Origin of the sequence: Maribacter aestuarii (genome assembly GCF_027474845.2) — a bacterium.
Lineage (GTDB): Bacteria > Bacteroidota > Bacteroidia > Flavobacteriales > Flavobacteriaceae > Maribacter > Maribacter aestuarii.
Genome location: NZ_CP107031.2, coordinates 2,079,446 through 2,095,424, shown reverse-complemented (window position 1 = coordinate 2,095,424; position 15,979 = coordinate 2,079,446). Strand labels below are relative to the sequence as shown.

Sequence of the window (15,979 nt, the reverse complement as noted above, 5' to 3'; positions counted from 1 at the left end):
TTTATTGGAATCGGGCATTTTGCAGGAAATATGACGCCATGTCATCTTATCTATCCTTTTATAGGAATTGAAATGCCTAATGCAAATGCTCCGGCATATTGTTGGACACTCGGTTGAAAATAGTAAGCCAAACCCAAATCAATATTATTTTTTCGTCCTACTTCCAATCCGAAGGCAAATGGTATGTGGTAAATAAATCCACTTTTATTAATGTCATCAAACGCCGTAAAGGTTTCAAATTTTCCAATCGATGCACCAATTCCAATCTCCACATACGGGGCAACCCAAGGAATTGGAGCACTAATTCTTCCTTTCCCTCCAATTAAAAAAGCTTTGGTTTCTGCCTTTTCCACGGTTGGATTACCATTAATATCATCTCCATTGGAACTTGTTAAAATCATACCAGCATAGGGTCTCAGTTCAAACCAGGAAGCGATTCCTAGAACATATTCACCTTGAAGGAACAAACCGTCATCGACAATTTCATCCACACTATTATAAGGGGAACTCAATCCAAATCCTATTTGTGCGTTAATAGATTCGTTTTTGATGAATTGCGCTCCGACGAGCGTTGACGTTAGTCCTATTATCAATACAACCAAAGAATTCTTCATAACATATTCATATTTCCTATGGATAAAGGGATTATTTGTAGATATCTACTATTTTGGGCCTGATGATAAACGAGGAACTATCCCTGAGTAAACTTCAATTTTTTCTCTATGGCCAGGATCATTTCATTGGCAATATCTTTTCCCGTAGCATTTTCAATACCTTCCAGACCAGGAGAGGAATTGACTTCTAATAACAAAGGTCCTTTATTGGAACGGATAATGTCCACGCCAGCCACGGCCAAGTTCAGGACTTTGGCAGCCTTTTGTGCCAATTTACGTTCCTCCGTCGTAATTTTTATCCTAGAGGCTTTTCCTCCTTGATGAATGTTGGCCCTAAATTCTCCCTTTGCCGCTTGGCGCTGCATTGAGGCAACAACCTTCCCATTGACCACAAAGCAGCGGATATCCTGCCCGTTGGCTTCTTTTATGAATTCCTGTACCAAAATATTTGTATTAACACTTTTAAAGGCGTTGATAACACTTTCTGCCGCCTTATTGGTCTCCGCTAAAACCACACCTTTACCTTGTGTGCTTTCCAGTAGCTTTATGATCAACGGGGCGCCATTAACCATTTTTATCAAGTCTTTAGTATCCATAGGTGACTTGGCAAATCCGGTAATCGGGATATGAATGTCATAATTGGAAAAGAGCTGCGACGCAAAAAGTTTGTCCCTGGATTGGGTTATGGATTCCGCTGAATTTTGACAGTAAACCCCCAAGTTCTTGAACTGACGTATAAGGGCACATCCATAAAAGGTAACCGATGGTTTTATACGCGGTATTACAGCATCGAAATCCTTTAAGATATTTCCACCACGGTAGCGTATTTCTGGGGAACGAGCATCTAGTTTCATGTACGCCAGTTCAACGTTCAAAAAAACGATTTCATGCCCCCTGGCCTCTGCCGCTTCCATAATGCGTTTGTTACTGTATAAATTAGGATTGCTAGCTAATAGCCCAATTTTCAGGCCTGTTTTTTCCTTAAAATAAGGTTGGTACTTCTCTTCAATCTCCTCTTCAACAAATTCCTGCACGGCATAGTTGATTGCCGGATTTACAATAAACCGTTCGTTAAGTGCTTCACGCCCTAAAAGCATGCGGAACTCCATTGTATCCCGGTTGGCCAAGGTCAGCTCTATATCAAAAGTATGATCACCTATGGTCACCGGGGTCTTTACCACTAATCGTTCTTCAGAAATGCCGGATGAGCTTTTAACCATACGGCGGTCTACCAGCTGCGCTTCACAGGAAATTCCGATACTTCTATTTTCCGGTAAAGGATTAACTTCAAATTTTACCCATTCCTTAGCTCCTTTGTTGAATACTTTAAGATTAGTTGCCTGAATAGATGAGGTTTTTGCCCCGGAATCTACACGCGCTTTAATGGCAGGAATGCCTAATTCCTCAAAGACACACCATTCTTCACTCCCTATAATCTTTAAATCCAAATCCTTTATCTTTTTCTAAGTTCAAAAATATCGGTACGCCTATCCTTTAGATTCCGCACGGCACCGAATTGGTTCAACTCCCGTAGCAAATCGATATCCACATCGGCAATTAAAATCATCTCTGTGTTGGGTGTAGCTTCCGCTTTTATACCATTTGTCGGAAACGAAAAATCACAAGGTGTAAATACCATGGATTGTGCAAATTGGATATCCATGTTCTGGACGTTAGGTAAATTTCCAACACTCCCAGCAATGGCCACATAACACTCGTTCTCTATGGCTCTTGCCTGAGCACAGTTCCGCACTCTGGAATAGCCGTTCTGTGTATCAGTCAAAAATGGAATAAAAAGAATATCCATTCCTTCGTCTGCCAAAATTCGACTCAATTCCGGAAATTCAGAATCATAACAGATGAGGATTCCGATTTTACCGCAGTCGGTATCAAAAGCTTTTAACTGATGTCCGCCCTGCATTCCCCATACTTTAGCTTCGTCCGGAGTAACATGTAATTTTTCATAACGCTCCATACTCCCATCCCTTCTACACAGGTAGCCAACGTTATAAAGCCGTCCCTCAATCATTTCCGGCATACTCCCGGTGATGATATTGATGTTGTAGGATATGGAAAATTCCGAAAATTTTTGAACGATGGCTTCCGTATGTTTTGCCAGTTCCCGAATTGCATCTGGCGTGGACAAATGATTGTCCTTAGCCATTAAGGGAGCATTAAAAAATTCAGGGAAGAGTGCAAAATCCGATCGGTAACCACTTACCGCATCTACAAAATACTCCGCTTGCTGTAACAGTTCATCTAAATCCTTATAGGGCCGCATTTGCCATTGAATCAAACCCAGACGGATTATCGTTTTTTTGGTGGCCGCTTTTTTAGATGGTTTTTGGTAATAAATATTGTCCCACTCCATCAAAATCGCAAAATCATTCGATTCCGCATCGCCTTCCAGATAGCCCTTCATGACTTTGGCAGGGTGAAAATCGTTACTGATCTGAAAGTTTAATACAGGGTCCTGAATTTCTTTGCGGCGTACTTTGGCAATGTACTCTTTTGGAGTTAGTTCATCTGCATATTCGTGATAATTGGGCATGCGTCCCCCAAAAACTATACTTTTCAGGTTCAGTTTTTCGCAGAGCTCTTTACGATAATCGTACAATCTACGTCCCAATCGTAGCCCACGAAACTGTGGCTTGATAAAGACTTCTATACCGTAGAGAACATCCCCATCGTTATTATGAGTGTTAAAGGAATAATTACCGGTAATCTGCTCGTAGGTATGTTCATCATCATAAGCATCATAGTCTACGATTATTGATAGGGCAACACCTGCCAATTGTCCGTTTATTTTTATAACGACCTGGCCTTCCGGGAATTTTTCTATGAGTGATTTGATATGCTCCTCCTTCCAATAAGCCCAGGGCATATTAATATACGCGGCGAGCATGGCAATTTTAAGTTCTTGATAATCATCAAGACTCAAGAACTTTAATTCAATATTTTCAATTTCTTCTATTTTCATTTTTGAAATAGTATGATAGCATTAAGTTGGTTATGAAAGGCAACGAACAATACGCACCAGTTCACCTAAAGGGATGGAATAAGTTTAAAGTAGATTTAGAAATGCCAGGGCGCGGTAAAATTTAGTCTTCATCCCCGTCCACCATATCTTCCGGGTCGGGTTCCACTACTGCCTCTGGATCATCGTCCTCAAAATCCTCGTAGTCATCCTCATCGTAGTTTTCCATGGTATATTCCAGTTTGGCACTGATCTTAACCAGGTATTTAGTGTCTTGAGTGAGTACCTCAACGGCTTCAATACGTTCGCCTTGGCCATTCTTAAAGGTGATGATATTGCGGTCATCATACCCATCGGGATAACGTTCTACCAAAAGTTTCAATACTTCTGGAGTAAGCTTTTTAAAGTCTACGATGACTCTTTTCAAATGTGCGTTCTTGTCCATATTTATAAGTCCAAAAGGTAAGCAAAAATTAGGGGAGCAACAATTGTCGCATCACTTTCAATTATATATTTTGGGGTATCAATGTCCAATTTCCCCCAGGTAATCTTTTTCATTGGGTACGGCACCCGAATAGGAACCGTAACTGGTAGTACTATCACTTATTTGACAGAAATAACTCCAGAAAGGTGTATCCGTCCGCTCCATATCCTGATACAACATAGGAACTACACAAATAGGGAAATCTCCAGCGATTCCTCCACCAATTTGAAAAAACCCTATACCGTTTTGAGAGTTGTCCGTGTACCAATCAGCTAAAAAGGTCATATATTCTATACCCGATTTCATGGTACTGGCCTTAAGTTCATCCTTCAAAACATACGAGGCAAAAATATTACCCATGGTGCTATCTTCCCATCCGGGACAGATAATTGGGAGATTTTTTTCGGCAGCGGCGTACATCCAAGAATCCTTTAAATCAATTTCGTAATATTGCTCCAATACCCCGGAAAGTAACAGTTTGTACATGTACTCGTGCGGTAGATACCGTTCTCCTTTGGCTTCGGCATCTTTCCAAATTTTTACGATATGTTCCTGTATTCTACGGAAAGCCTCTTCCTCCGGAATACACGTGTCCGTAACCCTGTTCAAGCCTTTTTCCAACAAGTCCCACTCTTCTTGAGGCGTAAGATCTCGATAATTTGGTACTCTTTTGTAATGCGAATGTGCCACCAAGTTCATTATATCCTCTTCTAAGTTAGCCCCGGTACAGGAAATGATCTGTACTTTGTCCTGACGTATCATTTCGGCGAATATCTTACCTAATTCTGCGGTGGACATAGCTCCAGCTAAGGACACCAACATTTTGGCGCCATTGTTCAGCTGCTCTTCATAGCCTTTGGCAGCATCTACTAGGGCTGCCGCATTAAAGTGTAAATAGTATTTTTCAATAAAATTGGAGATTGCCCCCTTAGTCTTCGTCATCCTCGAATTTTGAATTTGTAGAACCGCCTTTATATTCTATATCATACGTGTTATCATAATTATCATCCACATCCTGTCCCATAAACTTATAGCTCAACATTTTATAGTATAATTTGGCAGCCAAGAAGTCAGAAGATTTATCGGCTGGATTGGGACATAGCTCCACCATATCAAAACCTACCACATTCTTCTCTTCAAATACCTGCTTTAAAAACTCCAAAGTCTCGTACCAAAAAAGTCCGCCCGGTTCAGGGGTTCCAGTAGAAGGCATAATGGATGGGTCAAGTGCGTCCAAATCAAAAGTTATGAAAACATTGTCCGTTAGGGCTTCAATTACTTTATCCATCCAATATTCATCATTGGCCATGTCATGGGCGAAAAAGGTTTTTTCTTCATCCATATAGGTCTTTTCAATAGCATCCATGGAACGAATACCAACTTGGACCAAATTGGTAGTCTGGCTTGCCTCATGCACGGCACAGGCATGGTTGAATTTTGTACCCTCGTAAGACTCGCGCAAATCCGCATGGGCATCAATATGCAACACGGTCAAATTATCAAAACACTCATTGAACGCACGAATGGTCCCGATAGAAACCGAATGTTCCCCGCCAAGAAGGGTTACAAATTTATTGCGCTTTATAAAGTCTTTTGTGACCTTATGCACACTTTTGACCATTGCCTCTGGTGAGCTATCCTCCGTTATCGCATCCGCTAAATAAATACCTTGTTCGTAAACCTCACTATCCGTCTCGATGTCATAAAGCTCCATATTTTCGGATGCGTCCAAAAATGCCCTTGGACCTTTGTCCGCACCTTTACCCCAAGTACTGGTGCCGTCGTAGGGAACAGGGATTAAAATAACCTTCGCAGTTTCTAACTGCGCGAATTTATCGGGAATTCCCGCGTAATTCTTTGTGCTCATTTTTATAAAAATTAATTTCTCAGTTTAAATATATATGGTTTTTTAGGGAAAATGCATCCAAAAGAAGGAATTTGTATGATCAGTCTATAACCCCGTCCTTAACTTTTTCTCTCTTTTCTTTCTTTATTTCTGTTTCGCCATACCCGAGAATCTTTAATAAATCCTCCGCCTTCTGCTGTGGGTTAAAAAGCTGGGTCGTTATGTTACCATTCGCATCCTTATCTATTAAAATATGCTTTGGCTGCGGAATAAGGCAATGCTGTAAACCACCGTAACCACCTATAGTCTCCTGATAGGCACCTGTATTAAAAAACCCTATATATAATGGCTTGTCTTTTTTATACTTGGGTAAATATATGGCGTTCATGTTCTGCTCACTATTGTAATAGTCATCACTATCGCACGTTAGGCCGCCCAATAGCACTCGCTCGTATTCATCGTTCCATCTGTTTATGGGCAACATGATAAAACGCTTATTGATGGCCCAAGTATCCGGTAGGGTCGTGATAAAGGAAGAATCGATCATATTCCATTTTTCCCTATCGTTCTGTTGCTTTTGATACAATATCTCATAAATGGCCCCACCGCTTTCACCTACGGTAAAGCTACCAAATTCTGTAAATATATGAGGTACGGGCACATCGGCCTCGGAACAAGTAATATTGATTTGATTCAAGATCTCATCGATCATATACTGATAATCGTACTCAAAGGCCAGTGAATTCTTAATAGGAAATCCCCCACCGATATTCAAACTATCCAAAGACGGACATATTTTTTTCAATCGGACATAAACCTTTAAACATTTCACCAATTCGTTCCAGTAGTAAGCATTGTCCCGGATGCCGGTATTAATGAAAAAGTGGAGCATTTTTAGTTCTACCTTATCATTGTCCTTTATCTGGTTTTCATAAAACGGGACAATATTTTTATATCCGATACCTAATCTGGAGGTGTAAAATTCAAAAGTTGGCTCTTCTTCAGATGCGATGCGTATACCAATTTTAAAGGTATCATTAATACTTTCGGACAAAAGGTCTATTTCCTCGTAGTTATCAATAATCGGAATACAGTTTCTATGTCCGTTATTTATCAACCTCGCAATATTTTCAATATACTGGGAGCGCTTAAAACCATTGCAAATGATGTAAGCGTCATCCTTTAATTTACCATCGGCCTTTAGCTTTTCAATAATATTGATGTCAAAAGCGGAAGAGGTCTCCATATGTATATCGTTCTTCAACGCTTCGTGCATTACATGCTGAAAATGGGAGCTTTTAGTACAATAGCAATAGTTGTATTTACCCTTATAATCATTCTTTTCAATAGCATTTGCAAACCAATTTTTTGCCCTTTTAATATTTTCAGAGATTTTTGGCAAATAGGTAAACTTTAAAGGACTACCGTATTCGGCAACCAATTCTTTAAGTGGAATGCCATGAAACTGAAGATTGTCTTCTTTAAGTGTAAACTCTTCTTGAGGAAAAAAATAGGTTTGATCTATTAAATCTATATATTTTGTATTCATGTAAACGGATTATCGTAAAATTTCAATGTAGAAAAATTTAAGGTATTTGCAAGATGTATTGCGTCAAGTAACACAACTAAACCTAAAATCAAATTTGAAACTCCCGTTGGGTTGTAGGTATAAAGAAATAATCGTGTTGGCTTTCCACGATGGTAGTAACAAAATTGGAAGTTAGCTTTAAAATTCGGCGACCTATCTGATAGACTACTATGGGGTTTGACTTCCTAATTCCCAATAGTCCGAACATAAAAACATTTGGCATGATGTTCAGCTAAAAGCCATATCCAAAAGTAAAAATAAAATTCTCAAATTTGGAGCGCAAAAGAAAACAAAATATTTGAAAAAACCTGGTTTTAGAAATCAAATTACGACGAAATGCAAAAAATAGTTTTACAAAGCTTTTATACTATTTTAAAGATGCTATAACCTGTTCATTTGTAAGGTTTTAATTTTTATATTTATTACTAAATACTTTATAATGAAATTGAAAAAATTAAACATTTTTACCATCCCCCTATTTTTCGTTTATGGAATTGGAATTATTAATTCTCAAATACAGCCAGGAGTATACGTTACCGAAGTAGACAATGTTCGTCATGAACTTAAACTAAGTGATGAATATTTGATCCACTCGGTGTATAAAATGGCACCGGCCGACTTTAAAGAAACCCATGGCGGATTTTATCAAATAAAGGATGGGGTGCTACATGTAGACTTAGAGTTTAATTCCAATTACGAAAGCGATGGGGTAAAGAAACTTACCATTCCTTTTTCCCAACAAGATGAAGAACTCATACTGAAAACCGACCCACAACTCACCTTTTTTCGTATGGAATCTACTGAACAAGATTTGGACGGGGCCTGGCTCTTTGCGACCAGAGGTCCGGATACGGGTCAAGAAAGAAGGGGAGAAGAAAACCCCAGGAAGACCTTAAAATTCCTGATGGACAATCGTTTTCAATGGATAGCCTACCAGACCGAGACCATGAAGTTTTCTGGTACGGGTGGTGGATCCTATACTGCGGAAGATGGGGTCTACACCGAAAATATAGAATACTTTTCAAGAGATAACTCGCGCGTAGGTGCAAGTCTGGAATTCAATTATGAAATTAAAGGCGATGACTGGCATCATACCGGAAAGAATAGTAAAGGGGAGCCCATGTACGAGATTTGGAGTATGAGGCCATCAAAGAACAAATAAAGGTTAAAATGTTTTTTAGGGTTAATTGATCAAATATTCTATTTTTGCCCATCTTATCGGCCTCGTAGTTCAATGGATAGAATAGAAGTTTCCTAAACTTTAGATGCAAGTTCGATTCTTGCCGAGGCTACAAATTTTAAAAAAGGTAATGACTTGGCTTAGACTGCAGAGTAAATGCTTCGAAATCTGTATAAGTACCAGATAAGCCTTACCCCTATTTCATTTCTTATGAGTTTTATTGTTTAAAAGCCCCTTTTTTCCTTGGAGTTGCTAATAATCAATAAAGTATTTCATGGCTGGTTAGGAACCTTATTTTGAGCATTTATTTTATTTCATTTTTCAGTTCGTTGTTTTTTTCAAAAGCTGTAATATTTTCTAGGGTGGTTGTGGTTATCTCATCCATTGCTTCTGTTGTGAAATAAGCTTGATGAGAGGTAATAAGAACGTTCGGGAAACTATTCAATCTTAAGATTAAATCATCTTGGATAATATGTTCCGATAAATCTTCAAAAAATAGATTCTCTTCTTGTTCATAGACATCGATACCCAAGAAACCTACTTTCTTTTCTGTAAGGCCTTTTATAACATCAACTGTATCTATAAGAGCACCTCTACTAGTATTTATAATCATTACACCATTTTTCATTAATCCAATACTACGCCCATTGATCATATGTTTTGTGTCCTGGTTCAATGGACAGTGCAAGGACAAAATATCCGCTTCTTTAAATACTTCATCCAACGGTAAATATTCAACTCCTAAATCAATTAATTCTTTAGATTTGATAATATCAAAAGCAATAACCCTACATCCAAAACCCACAAGTATTCTACTACATTTTGCCCCAATTTTACCTGTTCCAATAACACCCACTGTTTTACCTGAAAGATTAAAGCCGATAAGATTATTCAAAGAAAAATTTCCCTCTCTCACTCTATTATAGGCTTTATGTGTTTTTCTGTTAAGGGTTAAAATTAAAGCAAGTGCATGTTCTGCAACAGCTTCTGGTGAATATGCTGGAACACGAACTATGGTTATTCCATTCTTCTTTGCCGCTTTAAGGTCTACGTTATTATATCCAGCACAGCGCAATGCAATAAGTTTAATTCCATTCTTTGCAAGGGCTTGCATTACCACTTTATCGATTTGGTCATTCACGAACGCACAAACGCAATTAAAACCTTCGGTAAGACCTACAGTATCTTTTTTTAAAGCGGTTTCAAAAAACGAAAATTTATGATTGTGCATCCCTGCGTGCTTTTCAAAATATTTTTGGTCATAAGATTTTGTACTGAATACGGCTACTTTCATGTTCAAATTTTTGAGCTAATTAAAAAAACTGAATAACGTACGATGACTTTTTAAACTTTGATTTCTTGTAGACACCTTTATTTATTTTACAAAAAAATTTATTGGACAATCCCATACGGTTGCAAAATAGGGTCACAACTTTAGTTTTGCCGCAAATCTCAACACATAGTTAAACATAATATTTTAGTGTCCATTAGATTATGCACAACACTACACGTTGCTGGCCAAGGATTCATTTTCGTACTTGTTATGAATTACAATTATAGTTAAGCCAAATAGTACGGCAACGACTATAAGGACAGTGCTTGTTAAGCCACTAACTCCAAAGGACAAACGAATTAAAATTGTAGAGATGACAAATCCTGAATTCCTTATTATTTTGTGAAATTGATTAGTATAAAAAAATGATATCAACAATAATATAACATCCACTAAAATCAAAATCGTAAAGAACTGGTCAAAAAAGAGATTATTTATACTATTAAACTCAAGTATCTCATCGGATGCCATAGAAACGGCAAAAGACCAATTCATGAACGTATATACCGCCATAATCAGGAATAACGGCACTAAAATTACCGCTATGATTTTTTTACTTTTTATAAAGCGTTCAATAATAGGTTTATCCTCCAACTTATTATTTAATTTTTTCTTCCCTTGCCTTTCAAACAAAAAAATGAGATAAAAAAGTAGTAATGATGCTATTAGGTCATAAGTGAATTGCAAGTCCCCTTTTATTTCGAACCAATTAGATGTTAGTTCCAAGGCTGAAAGGTCGTTGAATAATTTACGGATGATAATAAGCGTAATTATTTCATATTGCTTTGTTATATACGTGGTAAATGATTTAGGTAGATAAAAAATTAATAAATAAACTTCATAAACTAAAATGAAAGAAAAAGGCGTGTAAATAGAAGATATAGGATTCTGCAGTAACTCGGATTCATTAAAATTTGGGATAATATCCATTTTTACTAAATAGATTAGTATTAAATGGACAAAAAAACTAAAAAGGGCAATGGATAGAATCGTTTTTTCTATTTTCTCACGCGTATTTTCGGATAGAAGTGCAGCATATAGTGTGGTGAATAAATTTTCTAAATATATCATGTTCCTGTAAAGAGTTTAAACTTTAGAAATATCTATTCATATTACTAACAGCCAGAAATGCTCAGAATAGCTGTCCTATAATTGAGTTTCCAATGTTTCTAACACATAAATGGAATTTGGGTAGTAAATAACTAAAACGAATTATGAATTAATTATTGATTCCATAGATTTTCTTACTAGCTCGATTAAAGTATTGCCTTAAATTTAAGACTTTTTGTTTAATATTTTAGTATATTTAATGAACAAAATTAAAATCATGGATTGGATAGAAAAGGCATGCGAGTTTGAAAAAAGGAAAATGTCTCACATGAGCACAAGTGATAGGGTAAGTGCTTCGCGAGAGGCAAAAAAAATTGTTTTAGGTTTAAACGAGATATATAAAGCCAATAAAGACAAAAACCTAATGGATTGGATGAAGCGCGTCACGATTAAAAAGCGCAAAATAGATAAGCGTATTAAAGGCAGGTTGGAAATATAAATTTCTTCGAACTCACTTTTCTTTATTATATGGCTTTTTAATAGCTGCGCTCTGCGCTTCAAGAAAATGCATTATTTCAGATGGACTTGTAATCTGAAAAAAATGCTTATTGACGACCAGTATAGGTTGTTTCAAAATATTTGATTCATTTTGAAGAATACGTACCCAATCGTTAAAATCAAAATCGACCGAATTTGAACCGAATTTCTTTTTGAAATCACCATGATTTTTTTGAACAATCTCGCCCATCATCTTATCAAGCCCTTTGGCTACTTCCGCCCATTGCGTTCCTGTCAAAGAAGCTTTAGAAATGTCAAAAGCCTTTATTTCCTTTTTAGTAGCCTGTAAATAAGCTAAAGCTTGTTTCCCTATAGATGTATTTGAATCATATATAATAGTAATAATTCTGTTATTCTTTGCTATTGCACTCATATTCTAAATCAATTTAGTTTTAATTTTTTGTTTCTTAACGATACTTAAGCATTGTACATCAATTGGTAAAGATTATAATATTTACAATCGCTTATCATTTTAATATATTCATATTTCAAACTCAGTACCCATTTTACCTATTGCAACGGTCAAAATAGCAATACCTCCGGTAAAAATTTTCTTGTACTTTTTAAAGATAAGGTATTTTGTTTAACTTTATAAAAAAAATATTAAACAATAATTAGAATAAAACAGTTATACGACATAAAATATGAAAAAGACAAATATGAAAAAGGGTGTGGTTATACTTTCCGGAATATTAAGTTTAAGCGTATTGGTGATTTCCTGTGGGGATAACGCTACTAAATCAAAGTTAGAAACAAAGGGTTCTGTATACTCAACCTCCTTAGATTTTGAACGTTCTGTAATGCAGATTTTAGACCAGTCTCCCGTTTATAACAGTTTTCTGAAGCTAGTAAATGCAGCCTCATTTTTTGATGAAATCAAGGAGATGAACAATATCATAGTTTTTGTGCCTACTGATGAGGCATTTGGCCCTAGTAAATACGCAATTAACGATCTTACAGCTCCCGACAGTTTATATAGACTCCCGAGTATTCTAAAATATCATTTTGTTGAAAGTGAAACCGATGTAGAAACATTAATTTCAAGTTTAAAAATTGGAGGAAAACCAATGCGTCTAAAAACACTACATGGAGGATTTCTTGCGCTCCGCTTAGAAAATAACAAGCTTAAAATATTGGATGAAAGTGGAACTTTAGCTACAGTGAGTTCAAAAAGTATTAGAGGTTCTAATGGAATTGTTTATACCATTGATAAAATATTGGAGCCTAGAAGTCAAATGAACATGACTAACTCAACAAAGTAAAATTTATGAACCGCTATTTTTTGTGCAAAGTATTTTGAAACTAAACTTTTAAAGCAGTAATTGCCTTCATAGGTCTTGAAATATTATTATGTGAAGCATATGGCGCTGAAACTTTGATTCATCCTTTATTTTCAATTCTATGTAGTATTGCACAATACTAAAAAGTATAAATTTTTCATTTTAAAAGTGTAAAATGGATGCGTCCACTTCGATTTATTAATTAGCTTAAAACCTGGGCAATCCAAACATTTCCTATTTTAGGGGTAACGAACCAATGTAAACCAATACATGACACTTTCCCTATGGGATATTGGAATTGTACTAGCCTATGTGATAGGCGTCTTGGCCTTAGGTTTTTATCTTTCCAAAAAATCTTCCAAAAATCTTAACTCCTATTTCTTGGGTGGTAATGAGCTTCCCTGGTATTACTTAGGACTCAGCAACGCCTCTGGCATGTTCGATATTTCGGGTACCATGTGGAGCGTAGGAATCCTTTTTGTTTATGGATTAAAAAGTGCTTGGCTTCCTTGGCTTTGGCCAGTATGGAACCAGGTTTTCGTATTTGTCTATCTGGCTATTTGGATGCGCCGCTCCAATGTTATGACCGGAGCAGAATGGATTACTTTTCGCTTTGGTGACGGTAAAGGGGCCAAGTTATCACATATTATTATCGTCATTTTTGCGGTCATTAGTGTCCTTGGTTTTATCGCGTATTTTTTTGAAGGCATTGGAAAGTATTGTACGGCCATTCTACCTTGGGATTTTGGTTTTGATTTTTTCGGATATCAAATTTCTTCTGCCAGAAGTTATGCGCTTCTCATTTGCGGGCTCACCTCTTTGTACACGGTAAAAGGGGGCATGCACAGTGTTGTGGCCACGGAGGTCATGCAGTTTGTCATCATGACCATTGCCTGCGTTGGGGTGGGAATCGTTGCCTATACTATGGTCTCGGCTGAGCAGATTGCTGCGGTTGTTCCAAAAACTTGGGACAAACTTTGGTTTGGGTGGAATCTGGACTTGGATTGGAGCAATACCACCTTCCCACAGGTGAATAATAAAATTGCCTCAGACGGATTTGACCTTTTCGGAATACTCTTCATGCTCATGGTGCTTAAGGGCGTCTTTGCTTCCATAGCGGGACCTGTTCCCAGTTATGACATGCAACGTATTTTAGCCACTAAAACCCCGGCCGAAGCGGCCAAAATGAGTTTTTTGACCATTTGTGTTTTATATGTTCCAAGGTATTTCATGATTATCGGCTTTGCCGTACTTGCCTTAGTTTATTTAGGCCCTGAAATGGCCGCAATGGGCGATAATATAGATTTTGAACAAGTGCTTCCCATGGCCATCAATAAATTTTTGCCTGTGGGGCTAAAAGGCTTGATGCTTGCCGGTTTTCTCGCGGCTTTCATGGGGACTTTTGCCGCGTTCGTAAACTCTGCTCCCGCCTATATTGTCAATGACATTTACAAAAAATATATAAACCCCGGGGCTCCTGACAAGAAATTAGTACAATTAAGCATCCTATCATCATTGGCATTGGTAATGGTAGGTATTGCTTTTGGCTTCAACGCTGGTTCGCTCAACTCTCTAATCCTTTGGCTAAGTTCTTCCCTTTATGGTGGTTATGTTGCGGCCAATATCCTCAAATGGATTTGGTGGCGATTTTCAGGAAATGGTTATTTCTGGGGAATGCTTTTTGGATTGATAGGGTCGACTGTCAAGTTCATTTTTTTTCCGGAGTATGTCGATATTTTTGTGTTCCCTATTATTTTCTTCTTTGCATTGATAGGATGTATCGTCGGTACATTTCTTGAACCATTGCCTAATCGTGAACAGGTCAAATCTTTTTATCAGAAGACGAAGCCATGGGGATTTTGGGGGCCAATTAAATCAGAAGTTATGACGGAAAATCCGAACTTTAGGCCTAACATAGATTTTAAAAGAGATGCCTTTAATATCGTAATCGGAATCATTTGGCAAATGGCTCAAGTGGTCATCCCCTTATATTTTATGCTTCGGCAGAATACAGAAATGGTTATTTGGAGTGCGGTCTTGATATTGACAAGCGTCTTATTGAAAAGATATTGGTGGGATAATTTGGAGAAGGTATAGTATGAAGATAACAGGAACATTTATAGACGAAATCAGCCATGACATTCCCCATCAAAATTGGGGCGCAAAAGAATGGGACATGGACTTTGCCCTCATGAAAAAAATGGGGATTGATACCGTGATTTTGATACGCTGCGGATATCAACAATTTTTGACCTATCCATCTTCTTATCTTATAAAACAACGCAACTGTTTCAGACCTCCTTTAGATTTGGTCAAATTGTACCTTGAACTTGCTGAAAAATATGGTATGACCTTTTATTTTGGAACTTACGATAGCGGTGTCTATTGGGAAACCGGAGATATGCACCAAGAAGTAGACTTAAATCTTCATGTTGTGGAAGAAGTCTATAGAACTTACGGACATTATAAAAGTTTCGGAGGTTGGTATTTAAGCTTGGAACTGAGCCGAAGAACAAAAGGAGCAATAACTTCCATTGTCAAATTAGGAGACAAATGTAAAGCTGTGAGCAACGGATTGCCTGTTTTGATATCACCGTGGATAGATGGGAAAAAAGCAGTTTCGACAAGCTCAGATCAGCTTACGAAAGAAGCAAGTGTATCACTCAAAGAACATGAAGAGGAATGGGATGAAATATTCAGAGGAATTAAGAACAGCGTAGATATCGTAGCTTTCCAGGACGGTCATGTGAGATACGATGATTTAGAGGATTATTTAAGGTTAAACAAAACCTTGGCCGATAAATATAAACTGGAATGTTGGACGAACTCGGAATCCTTTGATCGCGATATGCCCATTAAATTCCTTCCCATAAAATGGGAAAAATTATTACTGAAGCTGAAAGCTGCAAAAAGAGCAAGTTGCACAAAAGCGATCACTTTTGAGTTCTCACATTTTATGAGTCCGCAATCGGCTTACAAGCAGGCAGGGCATTTGTATAACAGATATATGGAACATTTTTCTATATAGCTAAAAGGAATCGCTACCGTCTTGGCTCTGTTTAGGAACGA

General features: G+C 37.5%; 14 protein-coding genes, 1 tRNA gene and 1 pseudogene. 6 read left to right on the top strand and 10 right to left on the bottom strand.

Annotation, left to right across the window (positions count from 1 at the left end; translation table 11 throughout):
• Positions 1 to 50: 50 nt before the first annotated feature.
• The 7 genes and pseudogenes from N8A89_RS09490 to N8A89_RS09460 form a co-directional block, all read right to left on the bottom strand.
• The gene (locus N8A89_RS09490; RefSeq protein ID WP_281542048.1) at positions 51 to 614 is read right to left on the bottom strand and encodes a hypothetical protein; all 564 of its coding nucleotides are present in this window, start codon (positions 612 to 614) and stop codon (positions 51 to 53) included.
• A gap of 77 nt (positions 615 to 691) precedes the next feature.
• Positions 692 to 2,062 (bottom strand): 30S ribosomal protein S6--L-glutamate ligase, encoded by a 1,371-nt coding sequence (gene rimK / locus N8A89_RS09485; protein ID WP_281542047.1) that lies wholly within the window; start codon positions 2,060 to 2,062, stop codon positions 692 to 694.
• Between the two features lie 5 nt (positions 2,063 to 2,067).
• Positions 2,068 to 3,594 (bottom strand): bifunctional GNAT family N-acetyltransferase/carbon-nitrogen hydrolase family protein, encoded by a 1,527-nt coding sequence (locus N8A89_RS09480; RefSeq protein WP_281542046.1) that lies wholly within the window; start codon positions 3,592 to 3,594, stop codon positions 2,068 to 2,070.
• Between the two features lie 121 nt (positions 3,595 to 3,715).
• Complete coding sequence (locus N8A89_RS09475; RefSeq protein WP_281542045.1) at positions 3,716 to 4,036, bottom strand: hypothetical protein; 321 nt, start codon at positions 4,034 to 4,036, stop codon at positions 3,716 to 3,718.
• Positions 4,037 to 4,038: 2 nt separating this feature from the next.
• Positions 4,039 to 5,017: pseudogene (locus N8A89_RS09470) on the bottom strand (deoxyhypusine synthase family protein).
• Entirely contained in the window at positions 5,004 to 5,942 is a 939-nt protein-coding gene (speB, locus tag N8A89_RS09465) for an agmatinase (RefSeq protein WP_289644228.1), read from the bottom strand. Before speB ends, N8A89_RS09470 begins: the two are co-directional and overlap by 14 nt.
• Positions 5,943 to 6,021: 79 nt before the next feature.
• Positions 6,022 to 7,470, bottom strand: a complete 1,449-nt coding sequence (locus N8A89_RS09460; RefSeq protein WP_281542043.1) for an arginine decarboxylase — start codon at positions 7,468 to 7,470, stop codon at positions 6,022 to 6,024.
• Between the two features lie 478 nt (positions 7,471 to 7,948).
• Here N8A89_RS09460 and N8A89_RS09455 point away from each other — a divergent pair, with 478 nt between their 5' ends.
• Positions 7,949 to 8,671 (top strand): hypothetical protein, encoded by a 723-nt coding sequence (locus tag N8A89_RS09455; protein WP_281542042.1) that lies wholly within the window; start codon positions 7,949 to 7,951, stop codon positions 8,669 to 8,671.
• Between the two features lie 58 nt (positions 8,672 to 8,729).
• A tRNA-Arg gene (locus tag N8A89_RS09450) sits at positions 8,730 to 8,801 on the top strand.
• A gap of 192 nt (positions 8,802 to 8,993) precedes the next feature.
• Here the strand turns inward: N8A89_RS09450 and N8A89_RS09445 are convergent.
• Entirely contained in the window at positions 8,994 to 9,983 is a 990-nt protein-coding gene (locus N8A89_RS09445; protein ID WP_281542041.1) for a 2-hydroxyacid dehydrogenase, read from the bottom strand.
• Between the two features lie 210 nt (positions 9,984 to 10,193).
• Positions 10,194 to 11,093 (bottom strand): hypothetical protein, encoded by a 900-nt coding sequence (locus N8A89_RS09440; RefSeq protein WP_281542040.1) that lies wholly within the window; start codon positions 11,091 to 11,093, stop codon positions 10,194 to 10,196.
• A gap of 238 nt (positions 11,094 to 11,331) precedes the next feature.
• Here N8A89_RS09440 and N8A89_RS09435 point away from each other — a divergent pair, with 238 nt between their 5' ends.
• Positions 11,332 to 11,571 (top strand): hypothetical protein, encoded by a 240-nt coding sequence (locus N8A89_RS09435; protein ID WP_430681970.1) that lies wholly within the window; start codon positions 11,332 to 11,334, stop codon positions 11,569 to 11,571.
• A 12-nt stretch (positions 11,572 to 11,583) separates the two neighbouring features.
• Here the strand turns inward: N8A89_RS09435 and N8A89_RS09430 are convergent, their stop codons facing one another.
• Entirely contained in the window at positions 11,584 to 12,003 is a 420-nt protein-coding gene (locus tag N8A89_RS09430) for an arsenate reductase family protein (protein ID WP_281542038.1), read from the bottom strand.
• A gap of 271 nt (positions 12,004 to 12,274) precedes the next feature.
• On the opposite strand from N8A89_RS09430, the gene N8A89_RS09425 reads away from it, so the two are divergent.
• The 3 genes from N8A89_RS09425 to N8A89_RS09415 all read left to right on the top strand — a co-directional run bounded on the left by N8A89_RS09425 (position 12,275) and on the right by N8A89_RS09415 (position 15,938).
• Positions 12,275 to 12,892: a fasciclin domain-containing protein gene (locus tag N8A89_RS09425; protein ID WP_281542037.1), complete on the top strand. Its 618-nt coding sequence runs from the start codon at positions 12,275 to 12,277 to the stop codon at positions 12,890 to 12,892.
• A gap of 288 nt (positions 12,893 to 13,180) precedes the next feature.
• Complete coding sequence (locus N8A89_RS09420; RefSeq protein ID WP_289644227.1) at positions 13,181 to 15,007, top strand: sodium:solute symporter family protein; 1,827 nt, start codon at positions 13,181 to 13,183, stop codon at positions 15,005 to 15,007.
• A gap of 1 nt (position 15,008) precedes the next feature.
• On the top strand, positions 15,009 to 15,938 hold the full coding sequence (locus N8A89_RS09415; RefSeq protein WP_289644226.1) for a DUF4434 domain-containing protein: 930 nt from the start codon (positions 15,009 to 15,011) through the stop codon (positions 15,936 to 15,938).
• Positions 15,939 to 15,979: the final 41 nt, after the last annotated feature.

Bases quoted from the DNA above. Each gene is read 5' to 3' on its own strand.
- N8A89_RS09480 (WP_281542046.1), bottom strand. From the start codon at position 3,594: ATGAAAATAGAAGAAATTGAAAATATTGAATTAAAGTTCTTGAGTCTT.
- N8A89_RS09415 (WP_289644226.1), top strand. From the start codon at position 15,009: ATGAAGATAACAGGAACATTTATAGACGAAATCAGCCATGACATTCCC.
- N8A89_RS09490 (WP_281542048.1), bottom strand. From the start codon at position 614: ATGAAGAATTCTTTGGTTGTATTGATAATAGGACTAACGTCAACGCTC.
- N8A89_RS09430 (WP_281542038.1), bottom strand. From the start codon at position 12,003: ATGAGTGCAATAGCAAAGAATAACAGAATTATTACTATTATATATGAT.
- N8A89_RS09435 (WP_430681970.1), top strand. From the start codon at position 11,332: ATGAACAAAATTAAAATCATGGATTGGATAGAAAAGGCATGCGAGTTT.
- N8A89_RS09445 (WP_281542041.1), bottom strand. From the start codon at position 9,983: ATGAAAGTAGCCGTATTCAGTACAAAATCTTATGACCAAAAATATTTT.
- N8A89_RS09455 (WP_281542042.1), top strand. From the start codon at position 7,949: ATGAAATTGAAAAAATTAAACATTTTTACCATCCCCCTATTTTTCGTT.
- N8A89_RS09425 (WP_281542037.1), top strand. From the start codon at position 12,275: ATGAAAAAGACAAATATGAAAAAGGGTGTGGTTATACTTTCCGGAATA.
- speB (WP_289644228.1), bottom strand. From the start codon at position 5,942: ATGAGCACAAAGAATTACGCGGGAATTCCCGATAAATTCGCGCAGTTA.
- N8A89_RS09475 (WP_281542045.1), bottom strand. From the start codon at position 4,036: ATGGACAAGAACGCACATTTGAAAAGAGTCATCGTAGACTTTAAAAAG.
- N8A89_RS09420 (WP_289644227.1), top strand. From the start codon at position 13,181: ATGACACTTTCCCTATGGGATATTGGAATTGTACTAGCCTATGTGATA.
- N8A89_RS09460 (WP_281542043.1), bottom strand. From the start codon at position 7,470: ATGAATACAAAATATATAGATTTAATAGATCAAACCTATTTTTTTCCT.
- N8A89_RS09440 (WP_281542040.1), bottom strand. From the start codon at position 11,093: ATGATATATTTAGAAAATTTATTCACCACACTATATGCTGCACTTCTA.